The organism is Bacillus cereus group sp. BfR-BA-01311 (assembly GCF_022664295.1).
Classification (GTDB): Bacteria; Bacillota; Bacilli; order Bacillales; family Bacillaceae_G; genus Bacillus_A; species Bacillus_A cereus.
On the sequence record NZ_JAKUHC010000002.1, the window covers coordinates 149,370 to 168,703 of the forward strand.

The following is a 19,334-nucleotide window of genomic DNA, read 5'->3' on the forward strand; positions in this document are numbered from 1 at the left end:
TTATTTCAACTCCAACTTATACCCGAGGCCGCGCACCGTTGTAATTTGAAAATCATCCGTTCGTTTTGAGAAACGATCTCGTAGTCGCTTCACATGAACATCAACTGTTCGTTCATCTCCTTCAAAATCCATTCCCCATACTAATTCAATTAATTCTTCTCTTGAAAATGTTCTCCCAGGATAACTAGCTAGTTGTGATAATAATTCAAATTCCTTTAAAGGAAGTAAAATCGTCTGGCCGTTACACTTTACTTCCACACCTTTTCGATCAATTGTCGTTCCGTGCAACGTAATAATATCTGCACTCAGCATTTGATAACGACGTAATAAAGCTTTCATACGGAAAATGACTTCAGCTGGCTCAAATGGTTTTACGATATAATCGTCTGTACCAGAAATGAATCCTTTTTCTTTATCCACTAACTGGTCTTTCGCCGTTAATAAAATAACAGGAATATCATGATACTTCCGTATTTCTTCACATAACGTATAACCATCAACAAACGGCATCATAATGTCTACAATCGCAAGATGAATATTTTCCTTCTCTAATACGTCTTGCGCTACCTTTCCATCTTCAGCTTCAAAAACTTTAAACCCCTCTTTTTCTAAATGGTAATGCAATAACTCTCTAATATGTTTATCGTCATCAGCTAATAAAATATGTATCATCTTCATTAAACCCTCTCTCGTTCATCCTTCTACATCACTACATTAAAAAACAATTAGATTTTTTGCAAGAAAAAGAAAAGGATTCCTTAGAAGATACTCTTGTTATCATTGTGGTCAGCTGCTTTATTTTTCTTATAACTTGGTAATGTACTCTGGTGTACGAATAAGTGATCTAATACTTTTTTAGTAAGTGGCATAAAGGAATTCAGTAATAGCCCACCTAAACAAACAGTTAATATAGTCCCAACACCAATTGGTCCATGTAAAATCGTTGCCATTATTAAGAATATAAGGTAAATACATGTTCGTGATATAAAGATATTCGTTCTCGTTAATTCTTGTATGATTAAAGTTAATCGGTCAATTGGAATGGGAGCAAAATTTGTTTGTAAATATATTGCAGTTCCTAATCCTGTAATAACTAATCCGATTCCAAAATAAATCATTTTACTGTACCATATTTCAGGTGTAATTAAATTGCGTAATAAAAATAGCCACACATCAATACCAATACCCGTTATGAATGCTGTTAACAACCCTAGTACCTCTGGTCTTTTTCTTTTTAATATCGAATTACAACATATTAATAATAAAGCTATTATTATTTCCCAGCTTCCCACAGTAAGCCCCACATTTAAAGAAAGTCCTACTAAAAGTGCATCAAAAGGTGAAGTACCAAAATCTGATTGTATTGTGAAAGAAATACCAAGGGTTAATATTAAAATTCCTAATACATAAAAAACATACTTCACTTTAATCAACCTCTTCATCGTTATTTTTGTTGCATTTACAATAAAAATATTTTATATTAAATGTAACTTCAAATTGTTGCATTTGCAATAAAAATAAAAGATAAGGAGTTCATTATGAAAGAAATTCTTCGTGAAATTGGCATGATTGCAAGGGCATTAGATTCTATTAGTAATATAGAATTTAAAGAATATGAGCTTACAAAAGGTCAGTATTTGTACCTTGTGCGAATATGTGAAAACCCAGGAATCATTCAAGAAAAGCTATCTGAGATGATAAAAGTAGATCGTACAACCGCAGCCCGTGCTATCAAAAAGCTTGAAATCAATGGATTTATCGAAAAGAAAGAAGATGAATCTAACAAGAAAATCAAAAAACTTTTCCCAACAGAAAAAGGGAAAAACGTCTATCCTTTTATTAAAAGAGAAAATGATTATTCAAATACTGTTGCATTAGAGGGATTTTCGGAAACAGAAGCGGAAACTATTTCTAACCTCCTTCAAAGAGTAAGAAAAAATATAGAAAAAGATTGGGAATTTGTAAAAAAGGGAAATAAGAGAAATTATTGATTATATAAAGGAGCGAACTATTCAAATGACTACACATACAGAAAAGTGCACCCTTAAAGATATACACAGACTTCAAGAAATTAGTTATGAAACATTTAATGAGACTTTTAAACATCAGAATTCACCCGAAAATATGAATCACTATTTGGAAAAGGCATTTAACTTAAAACAATTAGAAAAAGAATTATCCAATGTCTCTTCTCAATTCTTTTTTGTCTACTTTAACGATGAAATTGCTGGATATTTAAAGGTCAATATTGATGATGCTCAGTCTGAAGAAATGGGCAATGAATCACTTGAAGTAGAGAGAATTTATATAAAGAGCTCCTTTCAAAAACATGGTCTTGGTAAATATCTACTAAATAATGCTATTGAAATTGCAATAGAACATAATAAAAAGAATATTTGGCTAGGCGTATGGGAGAAAAATGAAAATGCTATTGCTTTTTATAAGAAGTTAGGTTTTGTACAAGCTGGCTCTCATTCCTTTTATATGGGCGATGACGAACAAGTTGACCTTATAATGATTAAAACACTCATATAACTTTTTTTGAAAGGTGGGCTATTATGTATATTCCAAAGTATTTTAAAGTCACAAATGTTGATGAAATTTGGGATTTTGTTCAAAAAAACTCTTTTGGAACAATCGTCACAACAAAAAAAGAAAAACCAATCGCAACTCATTTGCCTTTTGGATTAACTAAAAAAGGTGATGACTATTTTATTACTGGACATATGGCTTATGGGAATCCTCAGTGGAGAACATTTGAAACTTGTGAAGATGTTCTTGTAATATTTCAAGGACCACACTCTTACATCTCTTCTTCTTGGTATGAACATGCAGAAGTTCCAACATGGAATTATCAAGCGGTTCATATATATGGTAAAGCAAGTATTTTAGATAAAGAGGAATTAATAGATGAATTAACAACAATGCTGAAAAAATATGAAGAGCAACGTGAAAATCCAGTATTATGGGATAAACTTTCCCCTATTCTGTTAGAAAATGAACTGAAAGGCATAGTTGGGTTTAAAATTAAAGTAGGAGACATCCAGGCTGCATATAAATTAAGTCAAAATCGAAATGAGACGGATTATATTAACATTATTGAGAAATTGTACGATGAAGAAAATCCAGATGCAAAACAAATTGCGGAACTCATGGGGAGTAGATTAAAAAATCGCATATAACCCATTGTTATTCAACTCTCACATTTCAAAATTAAAGAACAGACTGAAGCGCTTTATCGGCGGTTTTCTTTAGAACGTAAAAGATTGAACTGAAAGTGACTGGCGTTTAATTAAAAAAGAATCTATTTTGAAAAAAGATTATTCAAAATAGATTCTCACGTTTTAGTATTAAGTTTATTTTAATCAAAAACAATTTTTAAGCCTTCGAAATATCAACAAATCCTTCTCCGAACACATCACGAACATCGTGTATAGCGATGAAGGCAGCCGGATCTGTAGTTTGAACAATCCGCTTTAGCTTCACTACTTCTTGCTTATTAATAACAACATAAAGAATTTCCTTCGGCGTTTTCGTGTAATAGCCATGACCTGAATATACAGTAACCCCTCTGCCCATTAAAGTCGTCACCTTCCCGGCAATTTCATCTGGTTTATCAGAAATAATTGTAATGGCCTTTTTCGGATTTAAGCCTTCAATTACAAATTCCATTACTTTCGTTCCTACATATAACATAATAATTGTCAGCATCAGTTTTTCTGCACCAATGATGAAATAAGATGAAAACGCAACGATTAAATCGAAGAACAGTAGACCATAGCTAATACTCCAGCCTAAATACTTATGCGTCATTCTTGCTAAAATCGTAGTACCTGCAGTTGTTCCACCAACGCGAATGATAAGACCAATACCACACCCGATAAATATTCCACCGAAAATGGCATTTACGAGCATTTCATCAGAAGCAATTGTCCATCCTTCTGTTAAATGAAGAAATAGTGAGTTCGTAACTACAGCGATAATCGTATAAATTGTTGTAATCTTATTTAAAAATTTATAACCGACTATTAACAAAATCGCATTTAAAATTAAGTTAACTAAACCTGGTGACCACTCAAATAAATAGTACGTAATAATCGTGATACCTGTTACCCCGCCCTCACCAAACTCGTTCGGAATAACAAATAAATTGACACCTAACGCAAAAAGAAATGCACCGATAATAATAAAAATAATGTCTGTCGTTCTTTTTTTCATACAGTACCTCACTTCTTATGTAAATATTTATTCTGCCATAAACTCTCACTATTATATCGTGGAATATTCAAATCGAACAGTGGTTTGTTTTTATTTTAATATAAGATAAAAAATCAACATTATTTATTATGTACTGCAAATAAAGTTTTGATTTCACCCGTAATTTACTCTTAAAAAGAAATGCTGAACATTGACTTGCACAAATTTCAAATAAAAAAGTACCCATCTAATTGTCATACACAATGATAATTAGATGGGTACTGCATGATACATTTAGTTTTTACATATATTGTTTGGAGAAAATTGCAAATAACGACTTATACTCGCCTTATTAAGACCAAATCCATACATCATCATTATTTTCAACGTTCGTCTTTGCTTCATGAACTTTTTCAATATGGTCAACTGTGTTCCAGTTAATAGAACTTCCGCCCCAGCCTACATACTTCATATCAATTTCCACTTTCTCACCCACATTAAATACTTGTCCCTTTGTTAAGAAAACATCAATAATATCTTTCTTCCCATTTAACGATGGATACTCAACTACAACATATTTAGTAGCACCGTCTCCCTCATCTTCCATCGTTCCTACTTTTGATACTTCTCCAATTACATAATTAGGTGAGCCATCTTCTTTCATGTGCATACCTAACTTGTTTGTTGTATTTTCAACTGCAGTTGCAACCATATATTCTGTAAAATTACGCATCATAGATCCAGTAGCTTTTACTTCATCTCCTACTTTCACGTTTGAAAGTGAATCAATATACACACTAACAGGTTCCTCATATTGCTTAGATTTTACAACAATCACACCGTTATCTACTTCTACTACTCGTCCTTCTAACGTCGAGAAATTCGATTCAATAGAAGCTGCACTCGCTTTTGTTAGTTCTAATCCTGGTACATTTGTTCCTGATAATGCTGCGATTCCTAAAGCACCTGCTAAAATTATTTTTTTCATACCCATATGTAACATCTCCATCCATGATGATTTTATTTTTTTGATTGGTATCGACCAACCTGTAATCATTATAGTTACAGGTTGTGAAAATAACAACCGTTTTCCTCATGCAATGTTGCATACTGTGATTTTCAAATATAAATTTTAACCAAAAATGTTTGTAGATTATTCCTATATTCAGCACTAATACTAAATTCTCAAATTACAGCAGGTGAACTTATTGGAGGCGGAGAAACTAATGTCATGTACAATGTTCTTCAACTCTACGGTTTGTATAGCCGTAGTTCATTACATTATGTAGGAGCGGGATTCATATGTTAATAAAACCAAAGAGGTTACAAGCAGGAGATATCGTGGCGACAGTAAGTCCTTCATGGGGAGGCGCAGGTGATTCTGAAATAAGATGGCGATATGAGCAAGGAGTTAAAAGATTAGAAGAAGTTTTCGGTCTTACCGTTATTCCAATGCCAAATAGTTTAAAAGGTAGCGAATTCATTTATAACAACCCACAGGCTCGTGCAGAAGACTTAATGACAGCATTTAAAGATACACGCGTGAAAGCAATTATCGCGAATATTGGCGGTGAAGATAGCATCCGGTTACTTCCCTATATAGATTTTAATGTGATACGCGAAAATCCGAAAATTTTTATGGGTTACTCTGACGTTACTATTTCACATTTATTTTGTCATAAAGCAGGCCTTTCCTCTTTATATGGTCCAGCAATTTTGACCGATTTTGCCGAAAATGTAGAGATGGATCCATACACAATTGAAATGGTAAATCGTACTCTCTTTTCAAATGAAACGATTGGCGAGATTCAACCAGCTCATGAATGGACAAGTGAGCATTTAGAATGGATTACAATAAATAAGGATACAAGACGTACGATGCAGCAAAACAATGGATATGAGCTACTTCAAGGCTCTACCACTGTACAGGGGCGCTTAATTGGTGGATGTATTGAAGTATTGGAATTTGCAAAAGGAACGGAACTTTGGCCTGAGAAAAAACATTGGGAGAATAGTATTCTCTTCTTTGAAACTTCTGAAGATCATCCAGAACCAAGTTATATAAAATATTGGTTACGAAATTATGCAGCACAAGGCATTCTACAAAAAGCAAAAGGAATCATTTTTGGTAAACCGAAAGACGAAAAGTATTATGAAGAATATAAACGAGAAATACTGAAAGCTATGAAGGAACATAATTTAGAAGCTTTGCCGATTCTTTATAATTTAAATTTTGGCCATACTGAACCGAAGTTTATTTTACCTTACGGTGCGATGGCAGAAATTGATTGTGAAAATGGATCTTTCTCTATTTTGGAAAGTGGAGTGGAATAAAGTGAAACTTTAATCAGTGAGTGTTCCATTCACATCGCTATCAAGCTAACATTTTGAAGTTCTCCCAGAACGAAAATTTATTCTTTTCATAGGTATTCAAGGATGTAAAGCAAATTTTGTTTTTTGCATATCTTCTACAGGTTCTTTTTGTAGTATTTGGTTATTTTTAAATTTACCATCATTCAATTGAGCAATCATGAAATTGGCTACATCAATCCCTGTAGAAAACATACTCCCTTGTGGCATATCGGTTGGTCTAGTTTGATAAAATGGAATGGCATTACCTTTAGCATCATATCCTGTTGCAAGTTTTTCTTTAATAAAATTAGTCATAACAAAACTGCTATTATGCATTTCTAAAGGGTAAAAAAACATTTTTGGCCATAAACCTCAGCATAGTCATCAACAAAAACTGGTTTGCTTTCTTTTTCCTTAACATTTGTTTTGATTTTAGTTCGAACGGTATCCTCTCTAAAATCACTCTCAAATAAAAACCATAGTAAATCTATTAGATGAATTCCCAAATCTCCCAAGGCTCCACTAGTTCTATTACTTTGAAAATCATCTCGCCAAGTAAACGAAGTTCTCCTAAAAGCGCTATTTTTTTCAAAATGCAATCTTATTACTACCATTTCCCCTAATTCTTCATTTTGAATTAATTGCTTTAAAGCCTTAACATAGGATAAGTAGCGATAGTTAACCCCCATTGAAGCGACTAGATTAGTATTTTTTGCTATTGTCATCATGTACTTTGCTTCCTCACAAGAAATCACCATAGGCTTTTCACATAAAACATGTTTGTTTTTTAATAATGCTTGAACAGCTTGAGATTTATGACAAAAATTCGGAGAAGATATTATTACCTCATCAACTACTTCTAGTAACTCTTCATAGCTATTAAAAACCTTCCCACCAAAATCCCCTACCAATTTATCGGCATTCTCAGAATTAACATCATACACTCCAACTAATTTACAATTATCAATAGTTGATAATGCTCTAGAATGAGCTCTTGCAATACTTCCTGCACCTATAATCCAAATATTCATTATATGAACATCCCCTTTTAATTAATAATGTGCTTTAAAGTATTTAAAATTCCAATCGAGTATTCACCTTGAGCTAGCATTGAGTGTGTTTTTTTGGCCTCTTCTGTTGCATTTTCTACTAAATAGCCATGCCTTACAGCTTGTAGCATCCTTAAATCATTCCCACTATCTCCAAAAGCAATTGCTTTTGTTTTATCTAGTTCGTACTTGTCTAAAATAAATTTCACTATCTCATCTTTACCTGTTCCAAGTGGAATAAAATCTACATCATAGCAATTTTCTGGATCACCAGCTAATGGATTACATTTGTTAATATTAACTCCAACTTGGAATATCTCTCCGATTTCTCCTATCTTTTCTAAATTCTTTGCATCAATAAATTCATTTTGCTCTTCATAATAAAAATTAAATTTGTACTTAGAACTTCCTAATTGTGTCTGAGGTCTTAAAAAAATTTCATATTTTGATTCTAGCAATTTAATAATTCTTTCAATCTTCGAAGAATCAAAACCACCCTCTATAATTCTCTCTTCCCAAATTTGATCATCTATAGTAGTCCCGTTGCTATCAAAGTACGTTATTTCTGTACCTAATCCACTCGCCACAAAATGAGGAAAATACTGTATACCACCCTTTTTCATTTTTTCAACAATTGATTCTAAACTACTTCCCGTTACCCAACCAATTACTAAATCCCCTTTACTTCCTTGTTCATACAAATACTTTTCTAACAATTTCATATTGCTTCTTTTAGAATCATCCATGTTATGAGGATAATAAGTTTCATCAAAATCACAGAACACTACATATTTAGGCTTTTTAACCAGTGGTAGTCTTTCAAAATTTAAAGACTTTAAAACTTCATTATTTATTGACATTGAATAATCCCTCCAAAACGAAATTTTGCTCTTCTAACATCATATTTGGATGTAAAGGTAGATGTAATATTTCTTTATGAACTTGCTCTATATTTAACAGATTATTTCCCTTTACCCACTTGGTATTTTGCATATGAGATAATACTGGATAATAAATATCTGTTTCAATGTTATACAATTGGTACAATTTATTTTTCAACTCGTCTCTTCTTCCATTTTCAATTCTAATCGGAAAAAGGTGCCAGACATTATCTTCTGTCATCATAGGTAGCTTTATTAATTCTCTATCCTCTAAATCCTTCAACTCACGAATATATCGTTGAGCTAAATACGCTCTTTTTAAATTGTTGCATGATAAATACTTAATCCTTTCCAAACCAATAGCTGCTTGCAAATTATCAATTTTAGAATTGAATCCAAAGTCTAATACCTTTTTATTTTTTTATCAATTTCAAATCCATGATAACTATATTGATTACAACGTATTGCAAGATTTTCATTATTAGTAACTATTGCACCAGCTTTACCACATACACCAAAATTCTTGTATGGATTAAAACTAAGGACAATAATATCTCCATATTCTCCAAGATTTGAAGAACCAATAGCTTGACATGCTTCTTCAATAACTCTTAATTGATATATATCCGCGATTTCACAAATTTTTTTCATTTCACACTGCTTACCATACAAATGCACAGGTAAAATGCATTTAGTTTTTTTGGTGATAGCTTCTTCTATTTTAGATGGATCAATACAATAACTCTTCTGATCTATATCTGCAAATATAGGTTTTGCTCCGACCGCTAACACAACATTTTCAGTAGTAGCAAAACTATTAGCTGGCATAATTACTTCATCTCCCGGCTGAATACCAATAGATAACAATGACACCATAAGGGCATCTGTACCACTGCTTGTTGCAATTACAGACTTTTTATTTAAATAACTTCCGATTACTTCTTCTAGTTTTTTTGAAAATGGTCCACTTGTGAATTGACCTGTCGGTAAAATATTTTTTAAAACTGCTATAATTTTTTCAACCTCATCTTGAGAAATCAACCGATTAACTGGCATAAATTATATTTTCTGTATATTTTTTCTGCTATAATTGAACATATCTTTTTCTATATCAATATTCATTTTCAATTTGTTTTCCCTAAATAATTTCTCTTTCATCTTGTGATTCGGTAATATATTACTAATTTCAAATTCTTTTTCTTTTGTCCCCCCCCTGTAAGCACTTTAATAAAGCTAAATTGGCTTTACTATGTCAAGAAATTATAGTAAGAGTTTTCACGTTAAATTACCTCTAAGAAATTATTTTGAAAATCATGAGTAGACTATATTTTATGTTATCGATTACATGTCAACATATTTTTTACGGAGGGTTTCTCTATGGTAACAATTAATGAAATAGCTAAATTATGTAATGTATCAAATGCTACTGTTTCAAGAGTTCTAAATAATCATCCTTATGTAAATTCAGAAAAACGTGAGAAAATAATAAAAGTAATGAAAGAATTCAACTATACTCCTAGTTCTTTAGCTAGGAATCTTAGGGTAAATAAGACACAAACCATTGCTCTATCAATTCCAAATATAGATCATCCCTTTTTCGGGAAATTAGCTAGAGAAATTTCTAAAGAATTATTAAAACACAATTACAAATTGCTAATTTATCAGACTTTTTATGAGAAAAAAATAGAGCTTGAATTACTTTCATTACTAAAGAATAAAGCTGTAGATGGTGTAATTCTCGCATCTCTAGAAAATAGTTGGGAAAATATAGAGCATTATTTAGCTTATGGGCCTATAATACTTTGTAATGAGTATGAGGAAAATGCACCTATTCCGATAATTTGTTACGATGAATTTGAAGCGGGATACAAAGCTGTTAAACATTTAATAAGCAAAGGTTATAAAAAAATTGGCTTTTGTTTTGACTCTCTTAATAGTCAAGCACAATTAAAACGCCAACAAGGTTATCTGCATGCCTTAAAAGAAAAACAATTACCATTCAATAAAAATTGGCTATTTGGAGATGCAATTACTATTAATGATGGATTTAAAATTTTTGAGAAGCTAGATAAATTTAAAGATAAACCTACTGCATTATTTACTGGAAATGATCAAGTTGCTGCTGGAGTCATTAAAGGAGCTACTATTAGGGGGTATTCTATCCCAACTGACTTAGCTGTTTGTGGTTATGATAATCAATTAATTTGTACAGTTACAACCCCAACAATTAGTACTATTGATATTCCAATTGTTGAACTGAGTAAACGTACCGTTAACGAGATACTACTATATATAAATACAGATGAATCTATTAAACGTAAAATTATTGAATACCCTACAAACTTAATTATTCGTGAATCTACATAATTAAATTAAAGTTTTTGCTTAAACTGATGTGATTAATAAAAAGAGGTCGTAAATAATAATGCGTCCTCTTTTTATCATTTTAGGTATTAAATTCTACGTACATTCGACATAAATTGATTAGTTTTTATGAATTTTATTGAAAAAATTGTAAAACGCCTCCATTTCCCCTTCTATTTTGCTATGATAGTTACAATTAAATAGGATTAAGATATTTCTATAGGATGGGGGAGTATATAGTGAGTGTTTCAGTAAAGGGAAATGAGCAATTAACCTCTCTATTGAACGACTGGTATCGATCTATGCTATCTCAACAAGTTGTAAAAGCTACTAATCTAAAAAAGAAAATTGATGAAAAAATTACTAAGTTAAGCATTGAGTCAAATCAAGAACGTCAGGATCAAAATTTGTTACTATATTACTCACTACTTGAATTTCGTTACACAGTCTTAACAGATAGCCTCGGTATTCAACAAAATAGTTTTGATGCTATTAGTGATTATGATATGCCTACAGACCATTTTCTACGCTTCTACTATCACTTTTTCAAATCCATTCATTCCACTTTTATATCAAGTTTTACTGAGGCAGAGGAACATTATAAACTGGCAGAAAAGATACTAGTAAACATTCCAGATGAGATTGAACATGCTGAATTCTACTATAGAATTGCTACTTTTTATCATCATACCTATAACATGCTCACTGCTATCGAATACGCAAATAAATCGAGAGCAATCTTTTCGAAGTATGAAGGTTATGAAGTAAAAACAGCCTTTTGTAATAGTTTGTTAGGGGGTTGCTGTATCTATTTAAAGCAGTACGAACAGGCAGAAGAATATCTACATTGTGCAATTGAATTACTACAGAAGAATAAGGAAGAAGATTCCTTGTTATACGTAAAAAGTACTATGGGGTGGCTGTATTCTGATCAAAGTATGTCTACGTTAGCTATTCGTCACCTTTCAGAAGTAACAGAAAAAATCCCTACACACTTCAAAGCTATCTTCCTACAGGCTAAGGAACATTATAAATTAGGAGAACAATTAGCAGCTAGCAAACTCATTGATAGGGGATTACAGATCTGCAGAGGAATTCATAACGAAGAATACTCATACCACTTCTCTATTTTAAAAAGATTAAATGAAAATATTCCACTGGAAGAATTAGAAAAAATCATTCAAGAAGGAATCTTATACTTTGAACAAGAAGAATTATGGGAATATGTTGTCGAATACGCCGAATTATTTGCCACAAAATGTAGACAATTAGAGAACCACCAAAAGGTAAGTGATTATTTCCATATTTGTTATCAAGCAAGACGAAAATCAATTGAAAAAGGAGTGTTAAAATAATGAAAAAAATCAGCCTATTATTATCGGGTATTGCTTTTATTGGGATTCTAACGGTGGGAATTTCTCCACTTTCTAAAGCGGATCAGTTTGCTACTCATGGACATTACCCTGTTCCTACATATAGTGTTGGCAATCATGGTGGTGCACCACAACAAACTTAATATAAGTGTATGTAAAGACCCTTCATTTGAAGGGTCTTTACATATCAAAATATGTATTGTTCTTTTTGGCTACGCCAAATCAAAATTCTTCTCTCGCCTATCACCCTGCACTCTCTTAAGGCAGGATCATTCTTTCGGAAAATCCGTTAAATAATAGAAATAGACTAACTATTATATCTATCAACTCTTTATATGCAATATTACATGCGAAGTGCCTTAAATATTTTGTTATACTATGTATGTGGATTTTTCATCCAAAAATCCTCTCAAACGCATATTTATGTATATGCCACCCTAATTGATGAAAGTGAGAAGAATGTTTATCATTTTTCTCACTTTTTTTATTTAAATTATGTGCTTGTACTTATTCTTTAGTTATTTTAAATAATAAAAGCTCAAAAAGAGAATTCACTTTTCAAATCCAACCTATCGAATCAATTATTGTCTAATAATACCACACCATCTTTATCAACTCATTTTAGAATATTTGAACAATAATTTTATATACAAGCTCTGCATAAATTATTCATTTTCCTTTATATAAGGCCTGCATTTTTACTTCTGATAAATTATCAAATATTGAATTATTATACACAAATCAAAAAACACAAGGTATTTTGTAGAATTTTGTCTATCAATATGTATGTACACCCTTATGTAGTGGATATAGACTGTGAGGTGTAAGGAGGTACCTTACAAAATAATGAAAAGGAGATTATAAAATGATTAGATTAACAAAAGTCTCAAAGTTAGTATTTACAACATTAATTGTGGGAAGTAGTTTAAGCTTCTTTGTGTCGTCACACAGTGTACAGGCTGACACCTTAGATCATAATTACCAAGACACTCAAAAATTCATACCACCTTCTAGTGCTAGGCAAACATTGGAACAAAAAAACAATATTGTTCCAGAATCAAAAGTTATTAAAAACCATTATGTAAAATATTCTAAAGCACATTTCCAAACTAAAGAAAGTATACCAAAAGAGATTTATTATTCTTCAGAAGGCTTTAAAGGCTATATACAAGCAAGTACCGTTTGGGATATGGGAGATCATTTCGCAACACTATATTCCGGAACCGTTATTCGATGTTAGACTTTTAATCCCTTCTCTCCTAATGCTTATAATGATCAATAGCTCACTACCAATACTGTAATAGCTATTGTTCAAAAAATAAACCACAAAATCTTTTGATTTCATGGTTTATCAAATATAAAGATAATGCTAAATATATACTCTAACATTACCTTCCCCAAAGTTAATTATAGAGTATTTTCTCAAAAAAGACACTCTTGTAGTGTCTTTTTTATATTATTTTGATTTATTCCCATCTTACTTTTGTTAAACTCATATATGTAATAATGCATATTTTTTTGATTGCATATTATGATATGCTCTCATTGTGAGCTGATACATAATTTCTTTAGATTGGAAAACTAAAACCTCGTTTACCCAATTTTCGCGCGCCTTATGGCGTCTTTTTTTTGCTATTGAAGTAAAAAAATAGGACCGTAATATCATTGTTAAAAAAATTGTATACTTCAACAAGAATTCCACCTACTAACCCTTATTTTTTGCGGTTATTTATTTGTTTCAACATAATAATTTTTCATCTCGTATATGCAATAGACAATGATAGCTAAACTCCAACTGACACCATAGTAATCATGTGTGTAGAAGTCATAGCCTGCCTTAATACCTTTTTCCATTACAACTAACGTAAATCCTAACGCCACCCACTTGTTAATTTTCATCTTAATATACGTTATCGCTATAATTATTAAAAATAAAATATTTGTAAGGTAGTTTATCATTAGCTCATATTTTTGAATGTATACTGCCATTATACAAGCAACGATATTACTCGCAATGCCCAAGGCAACCACGGTTCTCCAAATCCTGTCCGAAATTCCCACTCCTGATTCAGTCCCTTCCTTAATCACATTCTTTTCCTTAATTCGTTCCTACACCCTATTCAAGGTATGCTGTATTATTCTTGTCTGATGAATATCTCATTATCTTTTCATATAGAGCAAACAAAATTTCCACTCATAATTTTTTCTTTCTTAGGCAAACTAGTTTTAAGCCGTTTGAACTAGCGGCTTCACTCTTCTGGTAATGGGGTAGTAAATTTATAGTAATTGACTAACTCATTCAGTCCATTGGCACTGGCAGGCGACAAAATTGTTGTCTGCCATTTTCATGTATACTTTTTCTTATTCCATTCCAAACCATATGTTTGCTGTACTGCTTTTGAAAAGAACGGTATTTGATTTTTGAATAAGTAAAAAAGATACAGCTCAGCCCACTTTTGGAATAGGACTTTTTCTTTTTACATATACTATTTTTGAGCCTTTTTACCAATACGTGTCCTATTGGTGTCTTGAATTCCTCCTAAAGGGGCGGCAGATACGACTGCATGCCCTTTTTATTTATACTGCTTTTCTATACCAATAAAACAGTTAAAAAATAAAAATGCACTATCACATATTTTTTCCAGTTCAGATTATGTTAAAATTTCTTAAGTTGTTTATTTCATAGTTGAATTATGATTTCATATCTAATTCAGCAATATGTGAGCTGTATCCCAAAAGAAAAGACACTCAAAAGGTGTCTTTTCTTCTTTTAATTTAAAAAACATTTTTCTTTTTTAAAGATTTTCTGTCTTGTTCTTAATTTTGTCAAAATCCTCATATAGCTATCAAAAACATATATGCTATTATGTTTTTAAGAAACTATATGTTCCCTTAACCCTGTATCCGACCCTGTATTTTTACAGGGTCTTTGTTTATTTTATTTACTTTCATTAGTTTATAAGAGTTAATACACATCCCATTTCAATTAAAATCGTTTAAATGTTAGTTAGTATTTGAAATGATAAATCTATTAGCTTTTTTGACAATGGTAATCTAATACTAGATTCCTAAATGTATACTACACTAAACATCAGTTAATACTATACATATAGTGTTAACTATCTTAATTGAATATTAGTAATAGTAAGTATAAATATTATCAATTTACTATATATTACATTTATGTAAAAATAGATGTATGTTAAGCTTTTTCAAAATCTTTCCCCTAATAAAGATTTGAAGTAGCATTTCATGATTCTCCTTACTGTTAATATGCCTTGAAAAAGAACCCAATAGGGTTCTTTTTCTTCTCATTACATCCTCAATAATTACTTATTTAAAATACAAAAAGAACTGACAATTTGAACTGTCCCCCAAATCATGGACACTTAAAAAAGCCCCATGATTCGGGATTTTTGTGTATTTTTATCAAAAAGGTTCTTTATCCAAACATGTAGAATTAGCACATATACAGTTTTTTATAAATGAAGAGGTGATTGTGTTGAAGTATTTAACAAAATCAAAAAACTCATCAGCAGGTCTGAGAGGGTATTTTGAATCCTATCCGTTAACTTCATTTTTCGTGATGGCATATTTATTCTCATGGGTTGTATTAATTCCATTTATCTTATCCCAATGGGGTATTTTCCCTAAAACAAAAGCATTTCATATTTTCTTTTTTGCCAATGCATTTGCAGGCCCTATGTTAGCAGCATATATCATGTTTCGAACTCTTGAAGGCAAAGAGTCATGGAAAAAAGTTAGAAAAAGCATTCTAACTACTAAGATCGGTTTGAAGTGGTACTTGTTTACTCTCATCGTTATCCCAACTACAATGTTTCTGGGGATGGTTATAGTAAATGGAGAGATACCAACTTTCCGTGACCTTAATTTTGAATTTTTTATAACCTATCTCTTCTCTTTTGTAGCAATTTTCTTTCTCGGTGGGCCTTTACCCGAGGAAATCGGATGGCGTGGTTTCGCTCTGCCTCGATTACAATTGAAATTTGGACCGTTAAAAGCTACATTACTACTTAGTGTTTTGTGGACTTTTTGGCATCTTCCACATTTCTTAACAGCTGCACAAAGGGGTGGCCCGGGTTCTGACCTTTCTCTCCTATATATTCATTTGCCAATTTTTATTTTACTATGTTTGCCAATCTCAATCATTCTTACTTGGGTCTATAACTGCAACCACGGTAACTTATTTATAATCATGCTAATTCATGCGAGTGTAAATACGTTTAGTTTAGCACAAACTCATTCCACCAACCCTGTTTTAAAAAATACGGATATATTTGTAGTGATAGGATTGGGATTTGTCGCTTTACTTATTCTTATTTTCACACGAGGTAATCTGGGGTATAAACAAACTTTTAATGAAGTAGAGTTCAGTAACAATAAAAATATAAGTAAATAGAAACAAAAATCATAGAATAATAGGTTGATGACAATAGTGTACCGCCACACTGCTAACAAGTTAACAATCATTTTCTTCTTCAAAAAACGCGCTTCTTTTTTCAACCTGAAATACAATTGTTTGCAAAGAGATTCTCCGGATATTTGGTATCATATACCTTGGATAAATTAGATAGAAAAATAGGGTCTTTTCAACAGGAAAATAATTTATAGTGGAAAGAATATATTTATATTGATTATAATAATGTGTTTTGAATTGTACATTTAAGGAGGCGTTGTCGATGAGAAAATATTTCTATTTGATTGGGCAAAAAAACAAGAGGATAACGTATCACTAGCACATAAACTACGTGCTTCCTCTTCAATATTGGAAGGAGAGTATCAGATTGAATAAGATTTATTTAAAGGCTATTGACAAAAATAATTGGGAAGAAGCAATTAAACTTTCGGTTAAAGAAGAACAACAAACATTTATAGCATCCAACCTTTATTCTATCGCAGAAGTTCAATTTCTAGATAATTTCTATACAAAAGGTATTTACCTTGAAGAAAAAATGATTGGATTTACTATGTTTGGGATAGATCCTGAGGATAATAATTATTGGATTTATAGACTTATGATTGATGAAAATTTTCAAGGAAAAGGTATAGGTAAACAAGCTATATATCTGGTAATTGATGAGATAAGAAGAAATAATAACGCAAACATTTCTAGAATAATGATTGGATATGCCCCTGAAAACCTTACAGCTAAATTTGCATATAAAAAAGCAGGATTTACTGAAACTGAATTATCATCTTGGGGTGAACAGTTAGCTAAGTATTCCTTATAAGCAATTGAATTCTGTACATTCACTTTTAGACTAATTAAAGAAAAGAGTTTGATAGTATAGTAATATAGATAGGAAATGATTAAACTTTTTTATAAAAGAATAAACCAACTGAGAATATTAAGAGCGTGTTTTGATTTACCTTTTTCAAAACACACTCTTTTATTCCGAGATATCATATTAAAAGAAAAGAACAAATATCGGGAATTATATACTCCCTCCTGAGGCTAATTCGGTTTTATTAGCTTGATAATGTTGTAGCTATACCCCTTGAACTGACAAATTATGAGTGAATGTCATTTTTCATCTTGTATTCTAACTAACAAGTCGTGAAATTCGTTTCTTCTTCCATGAAAGTTTATAATATCCATATTGCAAAAGTAAACTTACAATAAATGCAGCTGGATATCCAATCCATATTCCTTTTATACCAAGATTTGTATGATAAGAAAGGTAATAAGCAACTGGGACTTCTACAAGCCATATTGATACGACACCAATTATAGTGGGCCATAATACAGTTCCACTTGCTCGCATTGTCGCACCAATAATTTGAGCATGACCGAAAATTAAGTAACTCCAAAGCGTAATCATTACCAAACTATGTGCAATTTCGATTGTATTCGGACTCGTTAAGAATAACGATAAGATTTCTCTTGAAAACAAGTAAATAAAAGCGATTAATATACCACCAATTATATAGTTCATAACGATTCCAGCACGAATAACTTCCTGTAATCGATTAAATTGCTTTGCACCAATGGATTGCGCAGCGAAAATGGATACTGTAATTCCGAGACTGACTGCAGGCATCTGAACATAACTTGCAACCTGGTTTACAACCCCATATGCAGCAGTCGCATCCGAACCGAAACGATTCACAAATGCGATTACCGCAATCTCAGATAATGAAACAAGAATCATATTAATACTGGCTGGAATTCCAAGGCGTAATAATAGTTTTAACAAACCCCAATCCATACGAAGATATTTCCGTACTGTCTCATCTAATTGCAATGGATGATTCTTCTTCTTTAAATAAAAAATCATAACAATAAATGTTATAATGGTTGAGATAACAGAAGCATAAGCAGCTCCGTACACACCAATTTTGGGTATTCCTAGCCAACCAAAAATTAGAATAGGTAATAGCATTATATTTAAGACTGTACTAACAATTAAGAAATAAAACGGTGTCTTAGAATCTCCTGTACCCCTAATAAACGTTGTATAGGAGAAATATAGAAATAAAACTGGCATAGAAATAAATAAAATACGTGCATAATGCACACTCATATCAATTATATTTTCTGGCGTACCCATAAGACGCATAATGTTCAGAGCAAATACATTTCCCACTATTGCCAAAATAACTCCTATTATAAAGGTAAATGTCAACGTCGTACCAACAATGGCTTTTAAACGTTCTTCATTACGGGCACCAAATGCCTGACCAATTAAAATCGAACTACCTGACCCAATTCCAATTACAAACGAAACCAGTAAGAAGAATAATGGAAAAAATGCTGAAATGGCAGCTAATTCATTCACACCAATCCATCGCCCTACTACCACCATACCAAATAATTGTCCAACTGATTGTAATATGTTACTTAAAAGCAAGGGAACTAGAAACATAGACATTGATTTCCATGTTGCTTTCTCTTCCTTTTGTTGATTTTTTAATCTTTTACTTTCTTGAATACTATCTATCGATGATTTCATATTTGATTTCCCCTTTTATTTGGAGGATTTATATCATTTTGAGAATAATACGTTAAAAGTGAAAAAAATTTCAAGTTAACGTTATAATCTTATCTACATATTTCCCCCCTACGTAATAATGATTTTTGAGAATTTGTTTGTCAT

General features: G+C 31.8%; 17 protein-coding genes and 3 pseudogenes. 10 read left to right on the forward strand and 10 right to left on the reverse strand.

Translation table 11 applies throughout. From position 1 onward, the window contains the following. Positions 1–678 carry a response regulator transcription factor gene (locus tag MR136_RS05890; protein ID WP_031312246.1) on the reverse strand — a complete coding sequence of 226 codons (678 nt, stop codon included), beginning with the start codon at positions 676–678 and terminating at the stop codon, positions 1–3. An 80-nt stretch (positions 679–758) separates the two neighbouring features. Continuing rightward, positions 759–1,424, reverse strand: a complete 666-nt coding sequence (locus MR136_RS05895; RefSeq protein WP_017673670.1) for a YczE/YyaS/YitT family protein — start codon at positions 1,422–1,424, stop codon at positions 759–761. Between the two features lie 114 nt (positions 1,425–1,538). On the opposite strand from MR136_RS05895, the gene MR136_RS05900 reads away from it, so the two are divergent. From MR136_RS05900 to MR136_RS05910, 3 genes are read left to right on the forward strand one after another with little or no spacing between them, the layout of a single operon-like run. Beyond that, the gene (locus MR136_RS05900) at positions 1,539–1,991 is read left to right on the forward strand and encodes a MarR family winged helix-turn-helix transcriptional regulator (RefSeq protein ID WP_000658986.1); all 453 of its coding nucleotides are present in this window, start codon (positions 1,539–1,541) and stop codon (positions 1,989–1,991) included. 25 nt (positions 1,992–2,016) lie between these two features. Further along, positions 2,017–2,535: a spermidine/spermine N(1)-acetyltransferase gene (gene paiA / locus MR136_RS05905; protein WP_000207282.1), complete on the forward strand. Its 519-nt coding sequence runs from the start codon at positions 2,017–2,019 to the stop codon at positions 2,533–2,535. A gap of 23 nt (positions 2,536–2,558) precedes the next feature. Further along, positions 2,559–3,182 (forward strand): FMN-binding negative transcriptional regulator, encoded by a 624-nt coding sequence (locus MR136_RS05910; RefSeq protein ID WP_242259281.1) that lies wholly within the window; start codon positions 2,559–2,561, stop codon positions 3,180–3,182. Positions 3,183–3,378: 196 nt separating this feature from the next. On the opposite strand, the gene MR136_RS05915 is transcribed toward MR136_RS05910, so the two are convergent. Together MR136_RS05915 and MR136_RS05920 are read right to left on the reverse strand one after the other, a co-directional pair. Continuing rightward, positions 3,379–4,218 (reverse strand): YitT family protein, encoded by an 840-nt coding sequence (locus MR136_RS05915; RefSeq protein ID WP_000747497.1) that lies wholly within the window; start codon positions 4,216–4,218, stop codon positions 3,379–3,381. Positions 4,219–4,549: 331 nt separating this feature from the next. Beyond that, entirely contained in the window at positions 4,550–5,191 is a 642-nt protein-coding gene (locus MR136_RS05920) for a F0F1 ATP synthase subunit alpha (RefSeq protein WP_017673671.1), read from the reverse strand. Between the two features lie 308 nt (positions 5,192–5,499). On the opposite strand from MR136_RS05920, the gene MR136_RS05925 reads away from it, so the two are divergent. Beyond that, positions 5,500–6,531, forward strand: coding sequence for a S66 family peptidase (locus MR136_RS05925; RefSeq protein WP_017673672.1), 1,032 nt, complete (start codon positions 5,500–5,502; stop codon positions 6,529–6,531). A gap of 99 nt (positions 6,532–6,630) precedes the next feature. Here the strand turns inward: MR136_RS05925 and MR136_RS05930 are convergent. The 4 genes and pseudogenes from MR136_RS05930 to MR136_RS05945 form a co-directional block, all read right to left on the reverse strand. Continuing rightward, a pseudogene (locus MR136_RS05930) lies at positions 6,631–6,922 on the reverse strand (serine hydrolase); the annotation flags it as partial. Next, positions 6,909–7,580 (reverse strand): annotated as a pseudogene (locus MR136_RS05935) (Gfo/Idh/MocA family protein); the annotation flags it as partial. The pseudogenes MR136_RS05930 and MR136_RS05935, both read right to left, overlap by 14 nt. Positions 7,581–7,597: 17 nt before the next feature. Then, positions 7,598–8,458, reverse strand: coding sequence for an HAD-IIB family hydrolase (locus MR136_RS05940; protein ID WP_061457455.1), 861 nt, complete (start codon positions 8,456–8,458; stop codon positions 7,598–7,600). Then, a pseudogene (locus tag MR136_RS05945) lies at positions 8,445–9,758 on the reverse strand (DegT/DnrJ/EryC1/StrS aminotransferase family protein). The gene MR136_RS05940 and the pseudogene MR136_RS05945 overlap by 14 nt, the downstream one beginning before the upstream one ends. Positions 9,759–9,856: 98 nt before the next feature. Here MR136_RS05945 and MR136_RS05950 point away from each other — a divergent pair. The 4 genes from MR136_RS05950 (at position 9,857) to MR136_RS05965 (ending at position 13,456) form a co-directional block, all read left to right on the forward strand. Continuing rightward, a complete protein-coding gene (locus MR136_RS05950; protein ID WP_000256370.1) occupies positions 9,857–10,846 on the forward strand; it encodes a LacI family DNA-binding transcriptional regulator in 990 nt (329 codons plus the stop codon). A 236-nt stretch (positions 10,847–11,082) separates the two neighbouring features. After that, positions 11,083–12,198 carry a response regulator aspartate phosphatase gene (locus MR136_RS05955; RefSeq protein WP_017673675.1) on the forward strand — a complete coding sequence of 372 codons (1,116 nt, stop codon included), beginning with the start codon at positions 11,083–11,085 and terminating at the stop codon, positions 12,196–12,198. Next, positions 12,198–12,359 carry a hypothetical protein gene (locus MR136_RS05960; RefSeq protein ID WP_017673676.1) on the forward strand — a complete coding sequence of 54 codons (162 nt, stop codon included), beginning with the start codon at positions 12,198–12,200 and terminating at the stop codon, positions 12,357–12,359. Before MR136_RS05955 ends, MR136_RS05960 begins: the two co-directional genes overlap by 1 nt. 722 nt (positions 12,360–13,081) lie before the next feature. Then, positions 13,082–13,456 carry a hypothetical protein gene (locus MR136_RS05965; protein WP_000620456.1) on the forward strand — a complete coding sequence of 125 codons (375 nt, stop codon included), beginning with the start codon at positions 13,082–13,084 and terminating at the stop codon, positions 13,454–13,456. Between the two features lie 485 nt (positions 13,457–13,941). On the opposite strand, the gene MR136_RS05970 is transcribed toward MR136_RS05965, so the two are convergent. Further along, the gene (locus MR136_RS05970; RefSeq protein ID WP_031312250.1) at positions 13,942–14,277 is read right to left on the reverse strand and encodes a hypothetical protein; all 336 of its coding nucleotides are present in this window, start codon (positions 14,275–14,277) and stop codon (positions 13,942–13,944) included. A gap of 1,441 nt (positions 14,278–15,718) precedes the next feature. Here MR136_RS05970 and MR136_RS05975 point away from each other — a divergent pair. Beyond that, complete coding sequence (locus tag MR136_RS05975; protein ID WP_061457460.1) at positions 15,719–16,636, forward strand: CPBP family intramembrane glutamic endopeptidase; 918 nt, start codon at positions 15,719–15,721, stop codon at positions 16,634–16,636. Between the two features lie 385 nt (positions 16,637–17,021). Further along, positions 17,022–17,468: a GNAT family N-acetyltransferase gene (locus MR136_RS05980; RefSeq protein ID WP_001034039.1), complete on the forward strand. Its 447-nt coding sequence runs from the start codon at positions 17,022–17,024 to the stop codon at positions 17,466–17,468. A 312-nt stretch (positions 17,469–17,780) separates the two neighbouring features. On the opposite strand, the gene MR136_RS05985 is transcribed toward MR136_RS05980, so the two are convergent. Then, on the reverse strand, positions 17,781–19,109 hold the full coding sequence (locus MR136_RS05985) for an MATE family efflux transporter (protein ID WP_370658439.1): 1,329 nt from the start codon (positions 19,107–19,109) through the stop codon (positions 17,781–17,783). Between the last annotated feature and the right edge of the window lie 225 nt (positions 19,110–19,334).